Source organism: Streptomyces sp. NPDC051976 (assembly GCF_040680795.1).
Taxonomy (GTDB): domain Bacteria; phylum Actinomycetota; class Actinomycetes; order Streptomycetales; family Streptomycetaceae; genus Actinacidiphila.
Genome location: NZ_JBFAXL010000005.1, coordinates 230,493 through 246,257, shown reverse-complemented (window position 1 = coordinate 246,257; position 15,765 = coordinate 230,493). Strand labels below are relative to the sequence as shown.

The 15,765-nt window shown below is 72.2% G+C and carries 14 protein-coding genes; 3 read left to right on the top strand and 11 right to left on the bottom strand.

All coding sequences use genetic code 11. The features are described 5' to 3' along the window. Positions 1–44 precede the first annotated feature (44 nt). Positions 45–1,091 (top strand): glycosyltransferase, encoded by a 1,047-nt coding sequence (locus AB0M29_RS08500; RefSeq protein WP_365380840.1) that lies wholly within the window; start codon positions 45–47, stop codon positions 1,089–1,091. Positions 1,092–1,141: 50 nt separating this feature from the next. On the opposite strand, the gene AB0M29_RS08495 is transcribed toward AB0M29_RS08500, so the two are convergent. Next, on the bottom strand, positions 1,142–1,819 hold the full coding sequence (locus AB0M29_RS08495) for a hypothetical protein (protein WP_365380837.1): 678 nt from the start codon (positions 1,817–1,819) through the stop codon (positions 1,142–1,144). Positions 1,820–1,890: 71 nt separating this feature from the next. Here AB0M29_RS08495 and AB0M29_RS08490 point away from each other — a divergent pair, with 71 nt between their 5' ends. Further along, a complete protein-coding gene (locus tag AB0M29_RS08490; RefSeq protein ID WP_365380834.1) occupies positions 1,891–3,957 on the top strand; it encodes an O-antigen ligase family protein in 2,067 nt (688 codons plus the stop codon). Further along, positions 3,957–4,946 carry a glycosyltransferase family 2 protein gene (locus tag AB0M29_RS08485; RefSeq protein WP_365380831.1) on the top strand — a complete coding sequence of 330 codons (990 nt, stop codon included), beginning with the start codon at positions 3,957–3,959 and terminating at the stop codon, positions 4,944–4,946. The genes AB0M29_RS08490 and AB0M29_RS08485 overlap by 1 nt, the downstream gene beginning before the upstream one ends. Here AB0M29_RS08485 and AB0M29_RS08480 read toward each other — a convergent pair. The 10 genes from AB0M29_RS08480 to AB0M29_RS08435 all read right to left on the bottom strand — a co-directional run bounded on the left by AB0M29_RS08480 (position 4,870) and on the right by AB0M29_RS08435 (position 15,581). Continuing rightward, positions 4,870–5,571, bottom strand: coding sequence for a class I SAM-dependent methyltransferase (locus AB0M29_RS08480; RefSeq protein WP_365380828.1), 702 nt, complete (start codon positions 5,569–5,571; stop codon positions 4,870–4,872). The two genes, AB0M29_RS08485 and AB0M29_RS08480, sit on opposite strands and share 77 nt — an antisense overlap. Before the next feature lie 72 nt (positions 5,572–5,643). Next, positions 5,644–6,627 (bottom strand): class I SAM-dependent methyltransferase, encoded by a 984-nt coding sequence (locus AB0M29_RS08475; protein WP_365380826.1) that lies wholly within the window; start codon positions 6,625–6,627, stop codon positions 5,644–5,646. A gap of 106 nt (positions 6,628–6,733) precedes the next feature. After that, the gene (locus tag AB0M29_RS08470) at positions 6,734–7,555 is read right to left on the bottom strand and encodes a glycosyltransferase family 2 protein (RefSeq protein WP_365380824.1); all 822 of its coding nucleotides are present in this window, start codon (positions 7,553–7,555) and stop codon (positions 6,734–6,736) included. Positions 7,556–7,599: 44 nt separating this feature from the next. Continuing rightward, on the bottom strand, positions 7,600–8,712 hold the full coding sequence (locus AB0M29_RS08465) for a hypothetical protein (RefSeq protein ID WP_365380821.1): 1,113 nt from the start codon (positions 8,710–8,712) through the stop codon (positions 7,600–7,602). An 8-nt stretch (positions 8,713–8,720) separates the two neighbouring features. After that, positions 8,721–10,271 (bottom strand): lipopolysaccharide biosynthesis protein, encoded by a 1,551-nt coding sequence (locus AB0M29_RS08460; RefSeq protein ID WP_365380819.1) that lies wholly within the window; start codon positions 10,269–10,271, stop codon positions 8,721–8,723. Positions 10,272–10,316: 45 nt separating this feature from the next. Then, the gene (locus AB0M29_RS08455; protein WP_365380817.1) at positions 10,317–11,195 is read right to left on the bottom strand and encodes a chain length determinant protein; all 879 of its coding nucleotides are present in this window, start codon (positions 11,193–11,195) and stop codon (positions 10,317–10,319) included. A gap of 47 nt (positions 11,196–11,242) precedes the next feature. Then, a complete protein-coding gene (gene wecB / locus AB0M29_RS08450; RefSeq protein WP_365380814.1) occupies positions 11,243–12,370 on the bottom strand; it encodes a UDP-N-acetylglucosamine 2-epimerase (non-hydrolyzing) in 1,128 nt (375 codons plus the stop codon). Positions 12,371–12,373: 3 nt separating this feature from the next. Next, positions 12,374–13,630, bottom strand: coding sequence for a nucleotide sugar dehydrogenase (locus AB0M29_RS08445; protein WP_365380811.1), 1,257 nt, complete (start codon positions 13,628–13,630; stop codon positions 12,374–12,376). Further along, the gene (locus AB0M29_RS08440) at positions 13,630–14,400 is read right to left on the bottom strand and encodes a WecB/TagA/CpsF family glycosyltransferase (RefSeq protein ID WP_365380808.1); all 771 of its coding nucleotides are present in this window, start codon (positions 14,398–14,400) and stop codon (positions 13,630–13,632) included. Before AB0M29_RS08440 ends, AB0M29_RS08445 begins: the two co-directional genes overlap by 1 nt. Then, on the bottom strand, positions 14,397–15,581 hold the full coding sequence (locus AB0M29_RS08435) for a hypothetical protein (protein ID WP_365380806.1): 1,185 nt from the start codon (positions 15,579–15,581) through the stop codon (positions 14,397–14,399). The genes AB0M29_RS08440 and AB0M29_RS08435 overlap by 4 nt, the downstream gene beginning before the upstream one ends. Positions 15,582–15,765 lie beyond the last annotated feature (184 nt).

The following is a 15,765-nucleotide window of genomic DNA, read 5'->3' as shown; positions in this document are numbered from 1 at the left end:
CATTTGCGTCCAGTCCCTTCCGGCAGAAGATTGGCAACCCGTCGATGAGCAGCGTCAGCGTCGTGATCCCCTGCTACAAGTACGGTCATTTCCTGGCCGACTGCGTCAGCAGCGTGCTGGACGAACAGGGCGACCTGGACGTCAGGGTGCTGATCATCGACGACGCGTCACCCGATGACTCGGCGGAGGCCGCGCGCAAGCTCGCGGCCTCCGACCCGAGGATCGAGGTGCGCGTCCACGAGCGGAACCAGGGCCACATCGCCACGTACAACGAGGGCCTGCTGGAATGGGCCGACGGCGACTACCTGGTGCTGCTGTCCGCCGACGACCGGCTGGTGCCGGGCGCGCTGGTGCGGGCGGCGGCGCTGCTCGACGCCCATCCCGAGGTCGGGTTCTGCTACGGCAGACCGCTGCGCTTCCAGCACGGCGGTCCGCTGCCCAGAGCCCGTACCGAGGGCCGCGGTTCCGCCGTCTATCCGGGCCACTGGTGGCTGGAGCGGCGGTTCCGCGAGGGCACGGGCTGCATCACCTCGCCCGAGGTGGTGGTCCGCGCCGACCTCCAGCGCGAGATCGGCGGCTACGACCCCAAGCTCCCGCACGCGGGAGACATCGAGATGTGGATGCGGCTCGCCTCGCACGCCGACGTGGGCCATGTCCGCGGCGCGGACCAGGCGTACTACCGCGTCCACGGCAACAACATGTCCACCACCGACTTCGGCGGCCAGCTCGACGACCTGCGGCAGCGCCGTGTCGCCTTCGAGTCGGTGCTCGACAAGTGCGGCGACCGGCTGCCGCAGGCGGAGCGGCTGGCGGACCTGGTGCACACCCGGCTGGCCCGCTTCGCGCTGCGCCGGGCCTACCGGGCGTACGACCGCGGGCGCACCGATGTGGTGCCCGTGGACGAGTTGGTGGAGTTCGCCGCGGAGTGCCTGCCGGGTTTCGAGGCGCTGCCCGAGTTCCGGGCGCTGCGGCTGCGGCGGCGCGTCGGCGCGAAGGCGATGCCGTACCTCCAGCCGCTGGTGCTCTCCGCGGTCGCCGAGCGCGGCCGTGAGTGGTTGTGGTGGCAGTCGTGGAAGCGGCGGGGGATCTGATGTCCGCATGCCGCACCGCGGCGCTCCCCCGCCGCCGGGACCGCGCCGCCTCAGTGCGCGGTCCGCGCCGCAGTACCGACCGCGCCCGCCGGACGCCGCCACCGGCCCCGGCCACCGCGGCGGCGCAGCAGCAGGCGGTCGGTCCACAGGGCGGCGAGGATGCCGAAGGTGGCGCCGGTGATCGCGACTCCGGCCAGCGCCCGGCTCCTGGTGCCGATCACCGGTACGGCGTTGGGCGGGACCAGCAGGTCCGTGCTCATCCGCGAACTCGCCGGGATCTCCTGCGCGTTCTGCATCCGGTCGAGATGGTCGCCGAAGACCCCGATGATCGCGCGGACCTCGGCGTCGGCCACCGCGGGGTCCGGCTGCCGCACCTGCACCTGGAGCGAGGGGATCAGATACGCCGGGGTGACGCTGGTGCCGCTGTTGCGCGGGACCAGGGTGAAGCTGCCTTCGGGCACTCCGGCCGCCCGCAGCTCGGCGGTACCGGCGGGCGAGCGCAACTGCTCGACGATCGCGTACGACACGGCCGCCAGCGGCGGCTGCAGGTTCGCGAACTGGTTGGGCTGGTTGCCGGTGACCGGCGGCTTGACCACGATCACCGCGGTACTGAGATAGCCGGGCCTGGGATGCAGCACGTGATAGGCACCGGCCGCGGTCAGCACCAGTGCGAGCAGCACCACGTACCAGCGGCGTACCAGTGCGAGGACGACCTCACCAGGCGTCATGGGGCCTCCTCCCCTCGGCTTCGATACTGTCAGGGCGGCCGGGCGGTTGTCAGCGAGTCCGGGGAGGCCGGGTGAATCTCAGCGAACTCCTCGGCGTCCTGGGGCGCCGCTGGTACGTGATGGTGCCGCTCACCCTGCTCGGGCTGCTCACCGGCGGCTATCTGTACACCTCGGTGCCCGTGTCGTACGAGTCGCAGAGCTCGATCTCGCTGCTGGACTCCACGGCCGTCGCCAAGCCCGCGCCCACCTACGGCAACCCCATCTCCAACGCCGGGGGTTCGCTCGTCGTCACCGCGGACGTGCTGATCAGGACGCTGCAGTCCACGGGCGCGGCGCAGGACCTGCACGACCGCGCGGTGACGGACCCGTACACCGTCGGCTTCGCGGCCAACGCCTCGGGGCCGCTGCTGTCGCTGGCGGTCACCGGCACCGACCGGGCCAAGGTGCTGAAGGAGACCCAGACCCTCACCGACTTCGCGGGCGAGCAGCTCAAGGCGCTGCAGCAGGCGGCGCAGGTCGCCCCGCAGTACTACGTCAAGGCCGCGCCCATCGTGCTGCCGCAGACGCCGGTGTCGAAGCTGAAGAGCCGCTACCAGTACATGGCGGCGGTCGTCATCGCGGGCACCGCGGGCGGCTTCTTCCTCAGCTTCGCCCTGGAGAGCTACGCGCTGGCCAGGCGCCGCAGGCGCGGGATCCCGCTGCCCGCGCCGAAGCCGGGGCGGCGGGCCGGCGGGCCGCGGCGCGGGCTGATCCTGCGGCGGCCGCTGGACTCGACGACCATCCTCACCGGCTATCTGGCGCTGGCGTTCTTCATCCCGTCCGACCTCACGCTGCCCGCGCTGGGCGGTGTCGGCACCCCCGCCAACGTCTTCGCCCTGCTCGGGCTGCTGTGGTACCTGGCGTCCTGGCTCACCGGCCGGATCACCACGGCGCCGGGCACCCGGTCGGCCCGGCTGGCGATGTGCCTGCTGGCCGCCGCGGTGCTGATGTCGTACGAGGCTGCCGCGGCCCGCGGCAGCGCGCACGAGGAGGTGCTGGGCGCCGACCGGGGTCTGATCGGGCTGCTGGTGTGGGTGTCGCTGGTGGTCCTGACCACGGCGGGCATCCAGGACCGGGCCCGGCTCGACACCCTGATGCGGCGGCTGGTCGTGCTGGGCACGGTGGTGGCCGCGATCGGCTACTACGACTTCTTCGCCGCCACCAACATCGCCGACTCCATCACCATCCCCGGGCTGCACTCCAGCGCGGCCCGGATCGCGGCGATGGACCGCGGCTCCTTCACCCGGCCGCGCTCCACCACGGCCCATCCGCTGGAGTTCGGCGGGATGCTGGCCATCCTGGTGCCCTTCGCGGTGCACCAGGCGTTCGACCCGGTCCGCAGGCACGCGGGCGCGATGCGCCGCTGGGCGCCGGTGGCGATCATGGCCGGCGCGCTGCCGCTGACGGTGTCGCGGACCTCCATCATCGGCGCCGTGCTGGTGGTGCTGGTGATGGCGCCGCGCTGGAAGCCGCAGCGCCGCTGGACCGCGATCGGGCTGCTGGTGGCCTCCGTCGGTGTCTTCAAGGTGCTGGTGCCGGGGCTGATCGGCACGATCACCACGCTGTTCTCGACGTTCCTGTCGAACTCCGACAGCAGCACCCAGGCCCGTACGGTGAAGTACTCGGCGATCGTCCCGTATCTGAAGGAACGCCCCTTCTTCGGGCGGGGGTTCGGCACCTTCACTCCCGACCTGTACTTCTTCACCGACAACCAGTACATGCTGACGCTCGCGGAGATGGGCCTGCTCGGCATGGTCGCGCTGCTGGCGCTGTTCGCCACCGGCATCCACCACGGCGGCGCGGTACGGCGGCTGGCCCGCGACGAGTCCGACCGGGAGCTGGGGCAGGCGTTCTTCGCCTCGGCCGTGGTCGGGCTGGTGATCAGCGCCACCTTCGACGCGCTCAGTTTCCCCATGTTCGCGGGGATGTTCTTCCTGACCCTGGGCGCCGGCGGGAGCTATCTGGGCTTCCTGCGGCGCGACGCCGCGGCGGAGCAGGCCGCCGCCGCACAGGCCGGTCAGGCCGCGGAGGCCACCGGCACCGAACGGTCCGACACCCCCGCCGGGCGCCCGTCCGCACCCCAACTCGTGGAGTCCTGATGCCCGTGCAGCCCACCGCCGAAGGCCCGGTCGCCGTCCTGGTCGTCACCTGGAACAGCGCCGCCGTCCTGCCGGACTTCCTCGCCTCGCTGCCCGACGGCATGGGCGGACTCGACTGGCGGCTCGTCGTGGCGGACAACGACTCGGCGGACGACACCGTGGCGGTGCTGCGGAAGCTGGCGCCCGACACCACGATCGTGCAGACCGGCCGCAACGCCGGGTACGCGGCGGGCATCAACGCCGCGCTGGGCGCCGCCGCCGCGTGGGACGGCGGCTACCGGGCGGCGCTGGTCTGCAACCCCGACATCCGGATGCGGCCGGGCTGCGCCAAGGTGCTGATCGAGGCGCTGGACGCCCCACTGCCCGACGGCACCCGGGTGGGGATCAGCGTCCCGCTGCTGTACGAGGAGGGCAGCGACACCCCCGTCCACTCGCTGCGGCGCGCGTCGAGCGTGACGCGGGCGTTCGGCGAGGCGGTGCTGGGCAACACCAGGGCGGGCCGCTTCCCGCGGTGGAGCGAGATGGTCACGGACCCGGCGGCGTACACCGGGCAGACCGTGGCGGACTGGGCGACCGGCGCGCTGCTGGCCCTGTCGGCGAACTGCCTGGCGCAGTGCGGGCCGTGGGACGAGTCGTTCTTCCTGTACTCCGAGGAGACCGACTACTGCCTGCGGGCCGGTGACCGCGGCCTGGTCACCCGTCTGGAGCCCGCGGCCTCGGCGGTCCACCTCGGCGGCGACTCGAAGGTCTCGCCGTTCCTGTGGACGCTGCTGACCCTCAACCGGGTGCGGCTCTACGGCCGTAGGCACGGCAGGGCCTCCACCGCGGCCTTCTGGGCGGCGGTCCTGCTGCGGGAGACCTCGCGGGCGGCCCTGGGCAAGGCGTCGAGCCGGGCCGCCGCGCTCGCGCTGATCAGCCCGCGGCAGATGCGCCGCGCCCCCGGTCCCGCTCAGCCCGCTCGGCCCGCACCGCGATCAGCGACTTCGTGACACCGGCCACCCGCTCGCTGAGCAGTTCCGAGCCGGGGAAGAGATAGCGCATCTCGGTACGGGTCAGCAGCTCGATGTTGATCACCGCGTTCATCCCCTCCTCGGGGGTGCCGGGGCGGCTGTGCACGAGCGGCCAGCGCCGTACCAGCCGGGCCCGGGCGGCGAGCGGCAGGAACTGGAAGCCGGGCGCCACGAAGTGCGGCTCCACCGGGAAGTAGCGGTACGGCGTCTGGACCCAGTGCAGCGGCGCCAGCGTCTCGACGGCGGCGACGAACTTCTGGCGCTGGCTGTGGCCGCCGACGTGCTCGATGGTGGAGTTGGAGAAGACCACGTCGTAGCTGCCGAGCGCCGCGGCGACCTCCGGGGCGGTCACATCGGCGACCTCCGCGGTGATCCAGTCGGGCAGCTCCGCGGGGTGCTCCTCCAGGTTGATGAGATGGACGTGCTTGGCGCGCAGCGGCGCCCGCAGCCACATGTCGGCGGTGCCGCCGAGGTCCACCACCCGCATCCCCTCGATTCCGGGGAAGCAGCGGCGGAACCGCTCCCAGCGGGCGACGCGCATGCGCTCGCCGAGCGAGCCCGGCGCGTCGACGAACCTGTTGCGGAGAGCGCGGGTGTCGGGCATGGAGTCAACCACCTGGAGTCGATCGGGCGTCGGAAGAGTCTGTGCGGAGCTGGGGGACCGGGTGCGCGGCGGTCAGGCCGCGGCGCGCGGGCGGCACACCAGGGCGACGAAGTCGTGGCCGACCTCGGGCAGCGCCTTGTCCTCGGCGGCGAAGCACTGCTCCAGCAGCGCGAGGGTCTCGGCGTCCTGGCCGAGGAAATTGTGCGCGATGCCGGAGAAGGCGATGTGCAGCACGGTGCCGCCGTACGGCCGCTCCTCGACGACGTCGAACAGCCGCCGCAGCCCCGGCAGCAGCGCGGCCGCGTCGACGGCCTCGGAGGGGTCGTCCAGCACCATCGCCATCCGGCTGGGGCGCACCACGCGCTGCTTGATCCGCCCGTCGGCCAACCGCCGCCGCTCCTGCGGCAGTTGGGACAGCAGCGCGTTGGCGGCGTCCAACTGGGCGTCGGTCCACTGGAACCGGGTGGGGCCGACGAACTCGTCGACCACGAACATCCCGTCGGGCTCGATCAGCTGGGCCAGCCGGGGCAGGGTCTCGTCGAGGTCGTCGAAGTGGTGCAGCGACTGGAGTCCGAGCAGCACGTCGAACCGCTCGCCGTCGGCGGTCATCCGGTTGACGTCGGCGACCCGGAAGCGCAGCACGTCGGCCAGGCCCTGCTCGGCGGCCGTGCGGTTGGCGAAGTCGATCCGCGGCTCGGAGACGTCGACGCCTTCGAGCAGCCCGAAGGCGCCCGTGCCGGCCCAGAGCAGTTCGTTGCCGCCGGTGCCGCAGCCCAGTGACAGGCCGCGCAGGTCGCGGCGCGGCGCGAAGTGCCGCGCCGCCACGTATTGCGGGAAGGAGGTGTCCGCGTCGCCGGTCATCAGCAGGTTCCACCGCTTGATGACCGCCGGTATCGCCCACCACTGCGTCTGCGAGGGCTCGACCTCGGCCCAGTGCTCGACGACCCGGGCGCCGCCCCGCACCCGCAGTTTGGACACCACGGGATGCAGTTCCAGCCGCCGCACCTTGCGCAGCAACCGGTCGGCGTCATGCCTGTTGATCAGATTGTTGAGCATGCGCGAGCCCCCCTCGCCCCTGTGGGCCGCCACGCGGCCCTCGCGGAACACTGTATGGGGTGCGGGGCGGGAAATATCGGACAACGGCAGGAATGGCGGGGGCCGGTCATTCCGTCCACGCCGTGTAGAAGCTCCCGGGGTTGACCAGGTAGCGGACGGTGGCCTTGGGGAGGTGCCTGACCTGGTGTTTCCTCGCGTATCTGCGGATCAGTTCCCAGTCCTCGCGGGGCATCACCTCAGGGGTGCGGCGCAGCCGGCTGAAGTGCAGGGCTCGGGTGCGGCGGGCGACGAAGGCGTTGGTGTCGAGGAAGGACTCCCGGGCCGCCCGGTGCCGGTCGAAGGGCACCGACAGGACGTCCATGTCGGTGCCGTCGGGCAGCACCCGCCGCAGCGCGGTGTAGACGCCGTCCGGTCCGCCCGGTGCCTCCAGCGCGGCCAGCGCCTGCTCCAGATGGTCCGGCTCCCAGAGGTTGTCGTCGTCGAGGAAGGCGACGTACGCCGAGCGGGTGAGCCGGATGCCGACGTTGCGCACCACGCCCGCCACGGCGGTGTTGCGGTCCAGCGAGACCGCGAACAGCCTTGGGTCGGCGGGCAGTTCCGGCAGGCCCGCGCCGTCGTCGACGACGATCACCACCTGGTCGCGTACGGTCTGCTCCAGCGCCGAGCGCACCGCCCGCAGCAGCGGCTCGGGGCGGCGGTGGGTGGCGATGACGGTGGCCACCCGCGCGGTCGGCGGCCGCACCTCGGCGGCCAGCCGCCGCACCTGCGCGTCCTCGAAGCGGCGCAGCCGGACCGCCGAGGGCGCCAGCACCACCTTGTTGCGCAGCTCGAACAGCACCAGCCAGCCGAAGAGCCGCTTGAGCAGCTCCCAGGGCGCCCGCGCGACGGTCCGTGCGACGGCGCGCGGTGAAGGGGCGGTACGGGGCATGGTGTCCTCGCTCAGGACGGCTCGGCGACTCGGGACTCGGTGACTCAGGACGGCTCGGGGACGACGGGTTTGCCATTGGACATGCGGTTCCCGCTCCAGACGTTGCCCTCGCCCGAGGCGTTCCAGGCCGCGACCGGCCCGTAGGCGCCGCAGTTGGGGTGGTACTCGGTCGAGAAGACGTTGTCGGTGACCTTGATGTGGGAGGCGTCCTTGCCGCCGCCGTATAAGGCGTAGGAGCCGCCCGCCAGCCAGTTGTTGTCGACGGTGGTGTGGGTGACGGGTGCCACGTCCGCGTAGAGGCCGATGCTGGCGGAGGCGCCCCTGTCGATGGGTGTCGAGTTGAGCAGGGTGTTGTGCCGGATGACCAGTTCGCCGGTGCCGCCGCCGTCGCTGATCACCGCGTTGGTGTGCTGCCACTCGCCGCCGAGGTTGATGAACGGCGTGATGTCGTGCACGTAGTTGTCGTGCAGGTCGCCCTGGCCCATGGAGAGGGTGTCGCCGAAGACCGAGATGTTCGTCCAGCCGACCTCGACCAGGCTGCCGCCCATGTTGGAGACGGCGTAGTCGACACCGCCCTTGTCGGGGCCCTTGCCGGGCAGCGCGGTGATGGTGTTGTGCAGCACTCGCAGGCCGTGGTACCCGGCGCGCAGGTTGATGCCCCACCAGTTGGTGGAGGTGATGCTGCTGTCGATGACGGTGACGTTGTTGGCGTAGATGTCGAGGGAGCCCTTGAGGTCCCAGCCCTTGATGACCATGTTGTTGGTCCTGATGGTCATGTCCCCGGTCTTGTGCGCCAGGAAGGGCAGCCGCGGCCCGGTCGTGGTGGCGTCGGGGAAGCCGCAGGCGCCCGGTGAGGCGCAGGGACCCGTGGAGCGCGGCCGGGCGGTCGCGGAGGCCGAGGGGTGGCCGGGCGGTGAGGAGCGGTTCATACCGGGTGCCTTGGCGTCGCCGCCCGCGTCGGTGGCCTGGCCGCTGGGCGAGGCGGAGTCGGGCGGGTCGTCCTGTCCCGGAGTGCACTTCAGCGCCTCCACCGGGCATCCGGCGCCGCTGGGGGCGCCGCTCTCACCGGAGTGCGAGGCGAGGACCAGCGAGAGGGTCACCGCGAGGGCGGCGCCCAGGCCGAGCAGGATCAGCAGTCTGCTCTTCTTCTTGAGCATGGCGGGGTTTACCTCGTGTCCGTGTCGGCGGGAAGAGCACCGCGCAGGAAGGAACGGCTCGGCAGCACGCTGAGCGTGTACACGGCCAGGCCGACCGAGCCGGTGACCAGCAGCGCGGGCACACTGTCACCGAGCTGGCGGCGCAGCAGAAGGATCACCGCGGCCATGACGGCTCCGGCGAACGCGGGCCAGGCACAGGCCCTGGCCACCCAGCGCAGGCCGATGCCGCCGCGGCGCAGTGCGAAGAGGAAGACGGGGGCCACCAGTCCGGCGGCGACCAGGACATGGCCCTCGGAGACGCCCACGATGCCGCGGTGGTGCGCGGCCACGATGAGCACCGGTATCAGCGCGGCCAGCCACAGGCCCTGCACCATGATGAGCAGCCGGCGCCGGCCCACCGCGACCAGGCAGTCGTAGGCGAGTTCGCAGCCGATCCTGGCCAGGCCGAGCGCCATCAGCCACGGCAGCGCCTTGGCGGCGGGCAGCCACTGACTGCCGTAGACGACCTCGACCAGCGGTCCCGCCAGGATGCCCAGCAGGACGCAGAGCGGCACGGTGCCGGTCATCAGCACGCCCAGCGCGCGGCTGAACCCGTGGGCGAGCGCCCGCGGTGAACCGGCCAGCCGGGAGAAACCGGCGAAGGAGACCCGGCGGGCGGCCTCGGAGATGATCCGCACCGGCCAGCCGGAGATGTTGAACGCCAGTGCGTAGAAGCCGAGTTGGACCTTCCCGAGGGTGGAGCCGACCACCAGGGTGTCGGCGTTGACCACTCCCAGGGCGAGCATGCTCGCTCCGGCGAGCGGCACACCGAAGCGCAGCAGCGCCCGCGCCTGGTCCGGGTTCCAGCCGAAGCGCAGAGTGCCGGGGGCGGCCAGGCAGCAGCCGATCAGGGACGCGGTGTTGCCCACCACGGCGCCGCAGGCGAAGCTCATCGCGCCCCAGCCGGCGAATGCCAGCGCGAGCGTCACCCCGGTGCTCAGCACGAAGTTCACCGCGTCGATGGACATCCGCTTGCCCTGGGCGAACTCGCGGGTGAGGAAGCCGCCGGGCACCTGGGCGAGCCCGTCGAGCACCACGCACAGGCACATCACCCGCAGCACGCCCGACGCCTCCGGCGACCCCATCGCGCGGGCCACGGACGGCGCGGCCGTGAACAGCGCCACGTACACCAGGCTGCTGGACACGGTGCTGAGCGTCAGCACGGTCGGCGCGAAGCGGCGCGGGTCGCCGTCCCACCGCACGATGGCGAGCCCGACACCGAGTTCGTTGGCCGACAGCAGCACCAGCAGGACGGTCTGCGCGATGCCGTACACGCCCCAGGCGGCGGGGCCGAGGACGTAGCGGGCCAGGATGACGCCGGTGGCGAAGTTGCCCAGCCGCATCACGACGGTGTTGATCAGGCTCCAGCGGGCCGCGGAGCGTACCTTGCCGCCGAACGACGGCGGTGCGGGGTCGGTCTCCGGGTCCTGGATCGCCCAGGAGGGCACCCGGCGGACCCGGCGGACGGCCGTGTCAGCCGCCGAACCTGCCCTGGCTTCCGGTGGGTGCGCCCTGTCCATGAGACGACTCCTCGCCGAGCGGCGCGTAGAGAGCGGGGGTCACGGTCATACGAAGCGGTGCGATTCCGCGCCGGCGGCCGGGCCGGTGCCGGTCAGGCCGTCCTCTCCTTCGCGCCCGGCGGGCGCGTCGTCTCCCTGCTCGGCGGCCTCGTCGCCGGTGCGGGACGACCACCGGGGCGCGGACCTGACCGGCGTCCTGGCGGCGGGCCTGACCGGTTCGTCCGCGCCCGTTCCCTGGGCGGGGCCGCCCTCGGCAGGACCGGCGGCCCCGTCCGAGGCGGTGGGCCCGGCCGCGTCCGCCGTGGTGGCCGTCGCCACCGCGGGGCGCGGGCGGCGGCGGGCCTCCACGTAGAAGGTGGCCACCATGCTGATGACGATGCCCATGATCGCGGCCAGCGCCAGGTACTCGGTGCGGGACTTCGTCATGGCCGCGGGATTCTGCGGCGGCACGATGACCGTCATCCGGATCATCGCCTTCGGCGTCACCGCCTGCTGCGTCTGGAAGTCGTCGAGGCGCTTGGCCGCGTAGTCGGTCAGCAGCTTGTCGGACTTCAGGACGGCGTCCTTGTCGGTGCCGGTGACGGTGAGCCACATCAGCGGGCCGAGGGCGTTGTCGGCGATCTTCGCCACCGGGGTGCCGGTGGCGCCCTGGCCGCGCAGGTCCGCCACGGAGGCGTCCGAGTTGAGGTTGCGCGCCAGGCTGTCGGCCATGCCGGTCAGCGAGGTCTGCGTGCTCAGGAACGGGTTGCCGTCGAAGGCGACGGTGGCCCGCTGGGAGTTGAGGAGCATCACGGTGCTCTGCGACTGGTACGTGATCGGCACGGACACATAGGCGCCGGCCACCAGCGCCGCGGTGAGCAGCAGCCCGGGCAGGAGGACGTACCAGCGCCTGCGCATCACCCGGACGATCTCAGCGAGATCCATCAGCTTCCCCCTCGCGGCCCCATGTCGCGTGATCAGCATATGACGCGTCATGACGGACGAGAGCCGTTTCGGCCTTCGTCGGTCGGTCTGGGCCGGTCCCGGGCGGTGCCTCCCTCCAGCAGCACGGTGGCGATACGGTCGCTGGCCCGCCCGTCCCACAGCGCCGGGCGGCGGGGCGCGGGCGGGTCGTCCAGTACCCGGGTCACGGTGGCCACGATGCGCTCCGGGTCGCGCCCGGCGAGCACATTGGTGCCCTCGTCCACGGTGATGGGCCGCTCGGTGTTGTCCCGCAGCGTCACACACGGCACACCGAGCGCGGTGGTCTCCTCCTGTACCCCGCCGGAGTCGGTGAGCACCACCCGGGCGGCGTCCTGCAGGGCGATGAAGTCGAGGTATCCGGCGGGCGGCACCAGCCGCAGGCCGCCGGGCACGCCGAGTTCGGCCAGCCGGCCGGCCGCCCGCGGGTGCACGGGCAGCAGCAGCGGGCAGCGGTCCGCGATCTCGCCGAGCGCCTTCAGCAGCCCGGTGAGGATCTCCGGGTCGTCCACGTTGGCCGGGCGGTGCAGGGTGACCAGGCCGTACTCCCCCGCCGTCAGCCCGTACCGGCGCAGCACGTCGGAGGCGCGGGCGCGTTCGAGGTTGGCGAGCAGGGTGTCGATCATGACGTTGCCGACGAGATGGATCTGGTCGTCGCGGTAGCCCTCGGCGCGCAGGTTGTCGGCCGCGTCGGGCGAGGAGGCCAGCAGATAGTCGCTGACCCGGTCGGTGGCGACCCGGTTGACCTCCTCGGGCATGCTCCAGTCGCGGCTGCGCAGTCCGGCCTCCACATGGGCGAGCAGCGGGCCCGCCTTCGCGGTGACCAGGGCGCAGGCCAGGGTGGAGTTGATGTCGCCGACGACCACCACCGCGTCCGGGGCGACCTCGTCGAGCAGCGGCTCGAAGGCGGTCATCACCCGGCCGGTCTGCTCGGCGTGGCTGCCGGAGCCGACGCCGAGGAAGCGGTCGGGCGGGCGGATGCCGAGGTCGCGGAAGAAGACGTCGTTCATCGCGTCGTCGTAGTGCTGGCCGGTGTGCACCAGGACCACCTCGGCGCCACGCCGCTCCAGCGCGTCCATCACCGGTTTGATCTTCATGTAGTTGGGCCGCGCCCCGGCCACACAGATGATCCTCATCATGGGTCAGAGCACCTCGATGGTGGGTCCGGCCAGCTTGTGGCGGCAGTCGAGCACGAAGGAGGCGTGTTCCCTGACCAGGTCGTAGTCGAAGGCGTCGTGGTCGGTGAGCAGCACGACGACGTCGGCGCTGGCGAGTTCCTTGCGGGTCAGTTCGACCCGGACCAGCCGCGGGTCGACCGCCATGGTCTCCACGACGTGCGGATCGGCGGCCCTGACCTTGGCGCCCATGTCGAGCAGCAGCCGGGAGATCCGCAGGCTGGGCGATTCGCGGGCGTCGCCGGTGTTCTTCTTGTAGGCGAGTCCGAGCAGCAGCACCCGGGAGCCGTTGACCGAGCGGCGGCGGCTGTTGAGCGCCTCGATCACCCGGCGGGCCACGTAGTCGGGCATGTGGCTGTTGATGTCGTTGGCCAGCTCCACGAAGCGGAAGTTCTGGCCCAGTTCGCGCTGGACGCGCCAGGACAGGTACGACGGGTCGATCGGCAGGCAGTGGCCGCCGACGCCGGGCCCCGGGGTGAAGCGCATGAAGCCGAACGGCTTGCTGGAGGCCGCGTCGATGGCCTGCCATACGTCGATGTCCAGGTGCCGGGCGAACATCGCGATCTCGTTGACCAGCGCGATGTTGACATGCCGGAAGGTGTTCTCCAGCAGCTTCGCCAGCTCCGCCTCCTTGGGCGAGCCGACCGGCACCGTGGTGTCGACGAGCTGGTCGTAGAAGTCCTGGACGGCCTTCAACGAGGCCGCGTCGACACCCGAGACGACCTTGGGCGTCTGCTGGAAGCCCCACACGGGGTTGCCCGGGTCGATGCGCTCCGGGCTGTACCCGAGGTGGAAGTCGGCGCCCGCGGTGAGCCCCGAGCCGTCCTCCAGGATCGGCGCGAACAGCTCCTGGGTGGTGCCCGGGTAGGTGGTCGACTCCAGGACGACCGTGGCGCCCGGGCGCAGATAGCGGGCCAGGGTGCGCCCCGACTCCTCGATGAACCGCAGGTCGGGGATGCCCTCGTGCAGCGGGGTCGGCACCGTCACCACCGCGACGTCGAAGCCGCCGCAGTCCCTGGCCGAGTCGCTGGGGCGGTACGTCCCGCGGTCCATCGCGGCGAGCAGCCGCTCGGAGGAGACGTCCTCGACGTAGGACACCCCGGCGGCCAGGTTCTTCACCCGGCGCGCGTCCACGTCGTACCCGATCACCTCGTGTCCGACCTCGGCAGCACGGATAGCGAGCGGCAGGCCGACATAGCCCTGTCCAACCACGACGACGCGCATCAGTGTCTCCTGTCCGCGGAACCGGCTGTGGGGGTCCGGCGTATGAGTTCGCGCGCCGTCATGACGACGAAGGCGGCGTTGGTGGTGAAGTACCGCTTGCCGAGGCGGCGCGGTTCCTGGAGGACGCGGTAGAGCCATTCGACTCCCAGGCGCTGCCAGGACCGCGGCGCGCGGCGGGTGATTCCGGCGAGGATGTCGAAGGAGCCGCCGACGCCGTGCACGACCCGTACCCCGGTGGCCTTGCCGTGGGCGGCGGTGAAGATCTCCTTCTTCGGCGAGGTCATGCCGAGGAAGAGCAGTTGGGCACCGCTGGTACGGATGTCCTCGGCGATCTTCTCCTGCTCGGAGTCGTCGAAGTAGCCGTTGCGGCTGCCCGCCACCTCCAGGTCGGGGAAGCGTACGGCGAGCCGCCGCAGCATCTCCTCCAGCACGTCCTGCCGGGCGCCCAGCAGATAGACCGGCATCCGCTCGGGACCCGCCGCCTCCAGCAGTCGCAGGAACAGGTCGATGCCCGCCACCCGTTCGGGCAGCGGCCTGCGCAGCAGGCGGCTGGCCCAGACGACGGACTGGCCGTCGGCGAGCACCAGGTCGCAGCCGGTGACCGCGGCGGCGAGCCGCGGGTCGCGCCGCATGTTGACCAGCTTCGCCGCGTTGACCACGCCGACCTCCAGCCGGCGGCCCCCGCGGGCCGCTTCGAGGCAGCGCCGCACGGTCTCGTCCATGGTCAGGGCGTCCAGGGTGAACCCGAAGAGGGTCTGGCGGCCGCTCATCGGGACGCCCCGCCGAGCCAGGCGAACAGCATCCAGCCGAACTCGTACGGGCGGCACTCGCGGTCGACCGCGGCCGGGCGGAAGACCCGGTCGAGGGGAGCCAGCCGCATGCCGGGCACGGCCCTGGTGCTGAGCCCGCGGGCGGCGCGTACCGCCTTCTTCGGGTCGCCGCGGTAGACCTTGCGCCAGGTGACGCCCGACGCGTCCTGGATCAGCGGCGCCCCGTCGCCCGGCGGTCCGGCGCGTCCCGGGCGTGCGGCGAGTTCCGGGGTGTCCGCCATCCAGCGCAGCCCGTCGCGGATCGCCCGGTGGTAATCGCCGCCGCCCGCCTCCATCACGTCGAAGAGCGCGGTGGGCGCCATGGCGTGCTGGTGGACGCTGTAGACCGGATAGCCCTCGACGACGGTGCCGCGGCGGGCGTCGTAGTGCCACCACCACTGGCCGCCGTCGCCCTGGAGTTGGCAGATCCGGGCCGCGCAGGCGTCGGCGGCGCCGAGCGCCGACGGGTCGTCACCACTGGCGTGCGCGCGGGCGAGGGCCTGCATCGGGTAGGTCTGGTCGGCGAAGCAGCTCACATGCGCCCGGTACCAGGGCACCAGACCGGGCGCCGTGGCGTGCGGGAAGAGCGGGCTGTCGGCGATCCTGGCGCGCAGCAGCCGGTCGCGGGCGGCGGCCAACGGCCGTTCCACGTCGGCGGTTTCGCGGGCCGCGGCGAGCGCCGAGAGCACCCACGCGGCCTCCACCGTGTACCGGGGACCGTCGTCCGCGTCGAGCGCCGCGACCCGGTCGAGGGCGTCGGACAGCTTGGGGTGTCCGGTCTCGGCGGCGGCCCAGGCGACGAGCGCCGCGTCGCCGAGGTTGGTCACCCCGGGCAGCCGCTGGACCAGCAGCCCGGTGAACTCCTCGGCGGTGTGGCCGCCGAGGACGGCCCGCTGGCGCTCCTCGGGCAGGAATCGCGCGCCCAGCGCGGTGATGGCCGCGTAGCGCGTGCTGGTGCCGCGGTCCTCCAGCGTCCACCGGCCGCCGCCCTGGGCACGGGCGGCCCTGGTGAAGACGAAGGTGTCGCCGTCCTTCCGGTACATCGCCGGCAGCCCCGCCTCGGCCACCGTGAGCAGCCGCTGGGCCAGCGTGTGCAGTGTCCGGTCCTCCTGCGCGAGAGCGCCCAACCGTGGTGTGGTCATCCGACCCTCATTGCGATCATGGGCATGACGTGCACCGCCCCCCTGGTCACGATCGAAAATGCGGGGTTGACACTGTGCGGTGGGCCGCGAAAGACGCCTGCGCGCATGCTGGTTCACCGACCGCACCCCCGGCCGGTACCGCGCATCCGTCCGCCACCGGACGACCTGCGAACCCCCCGGCGTT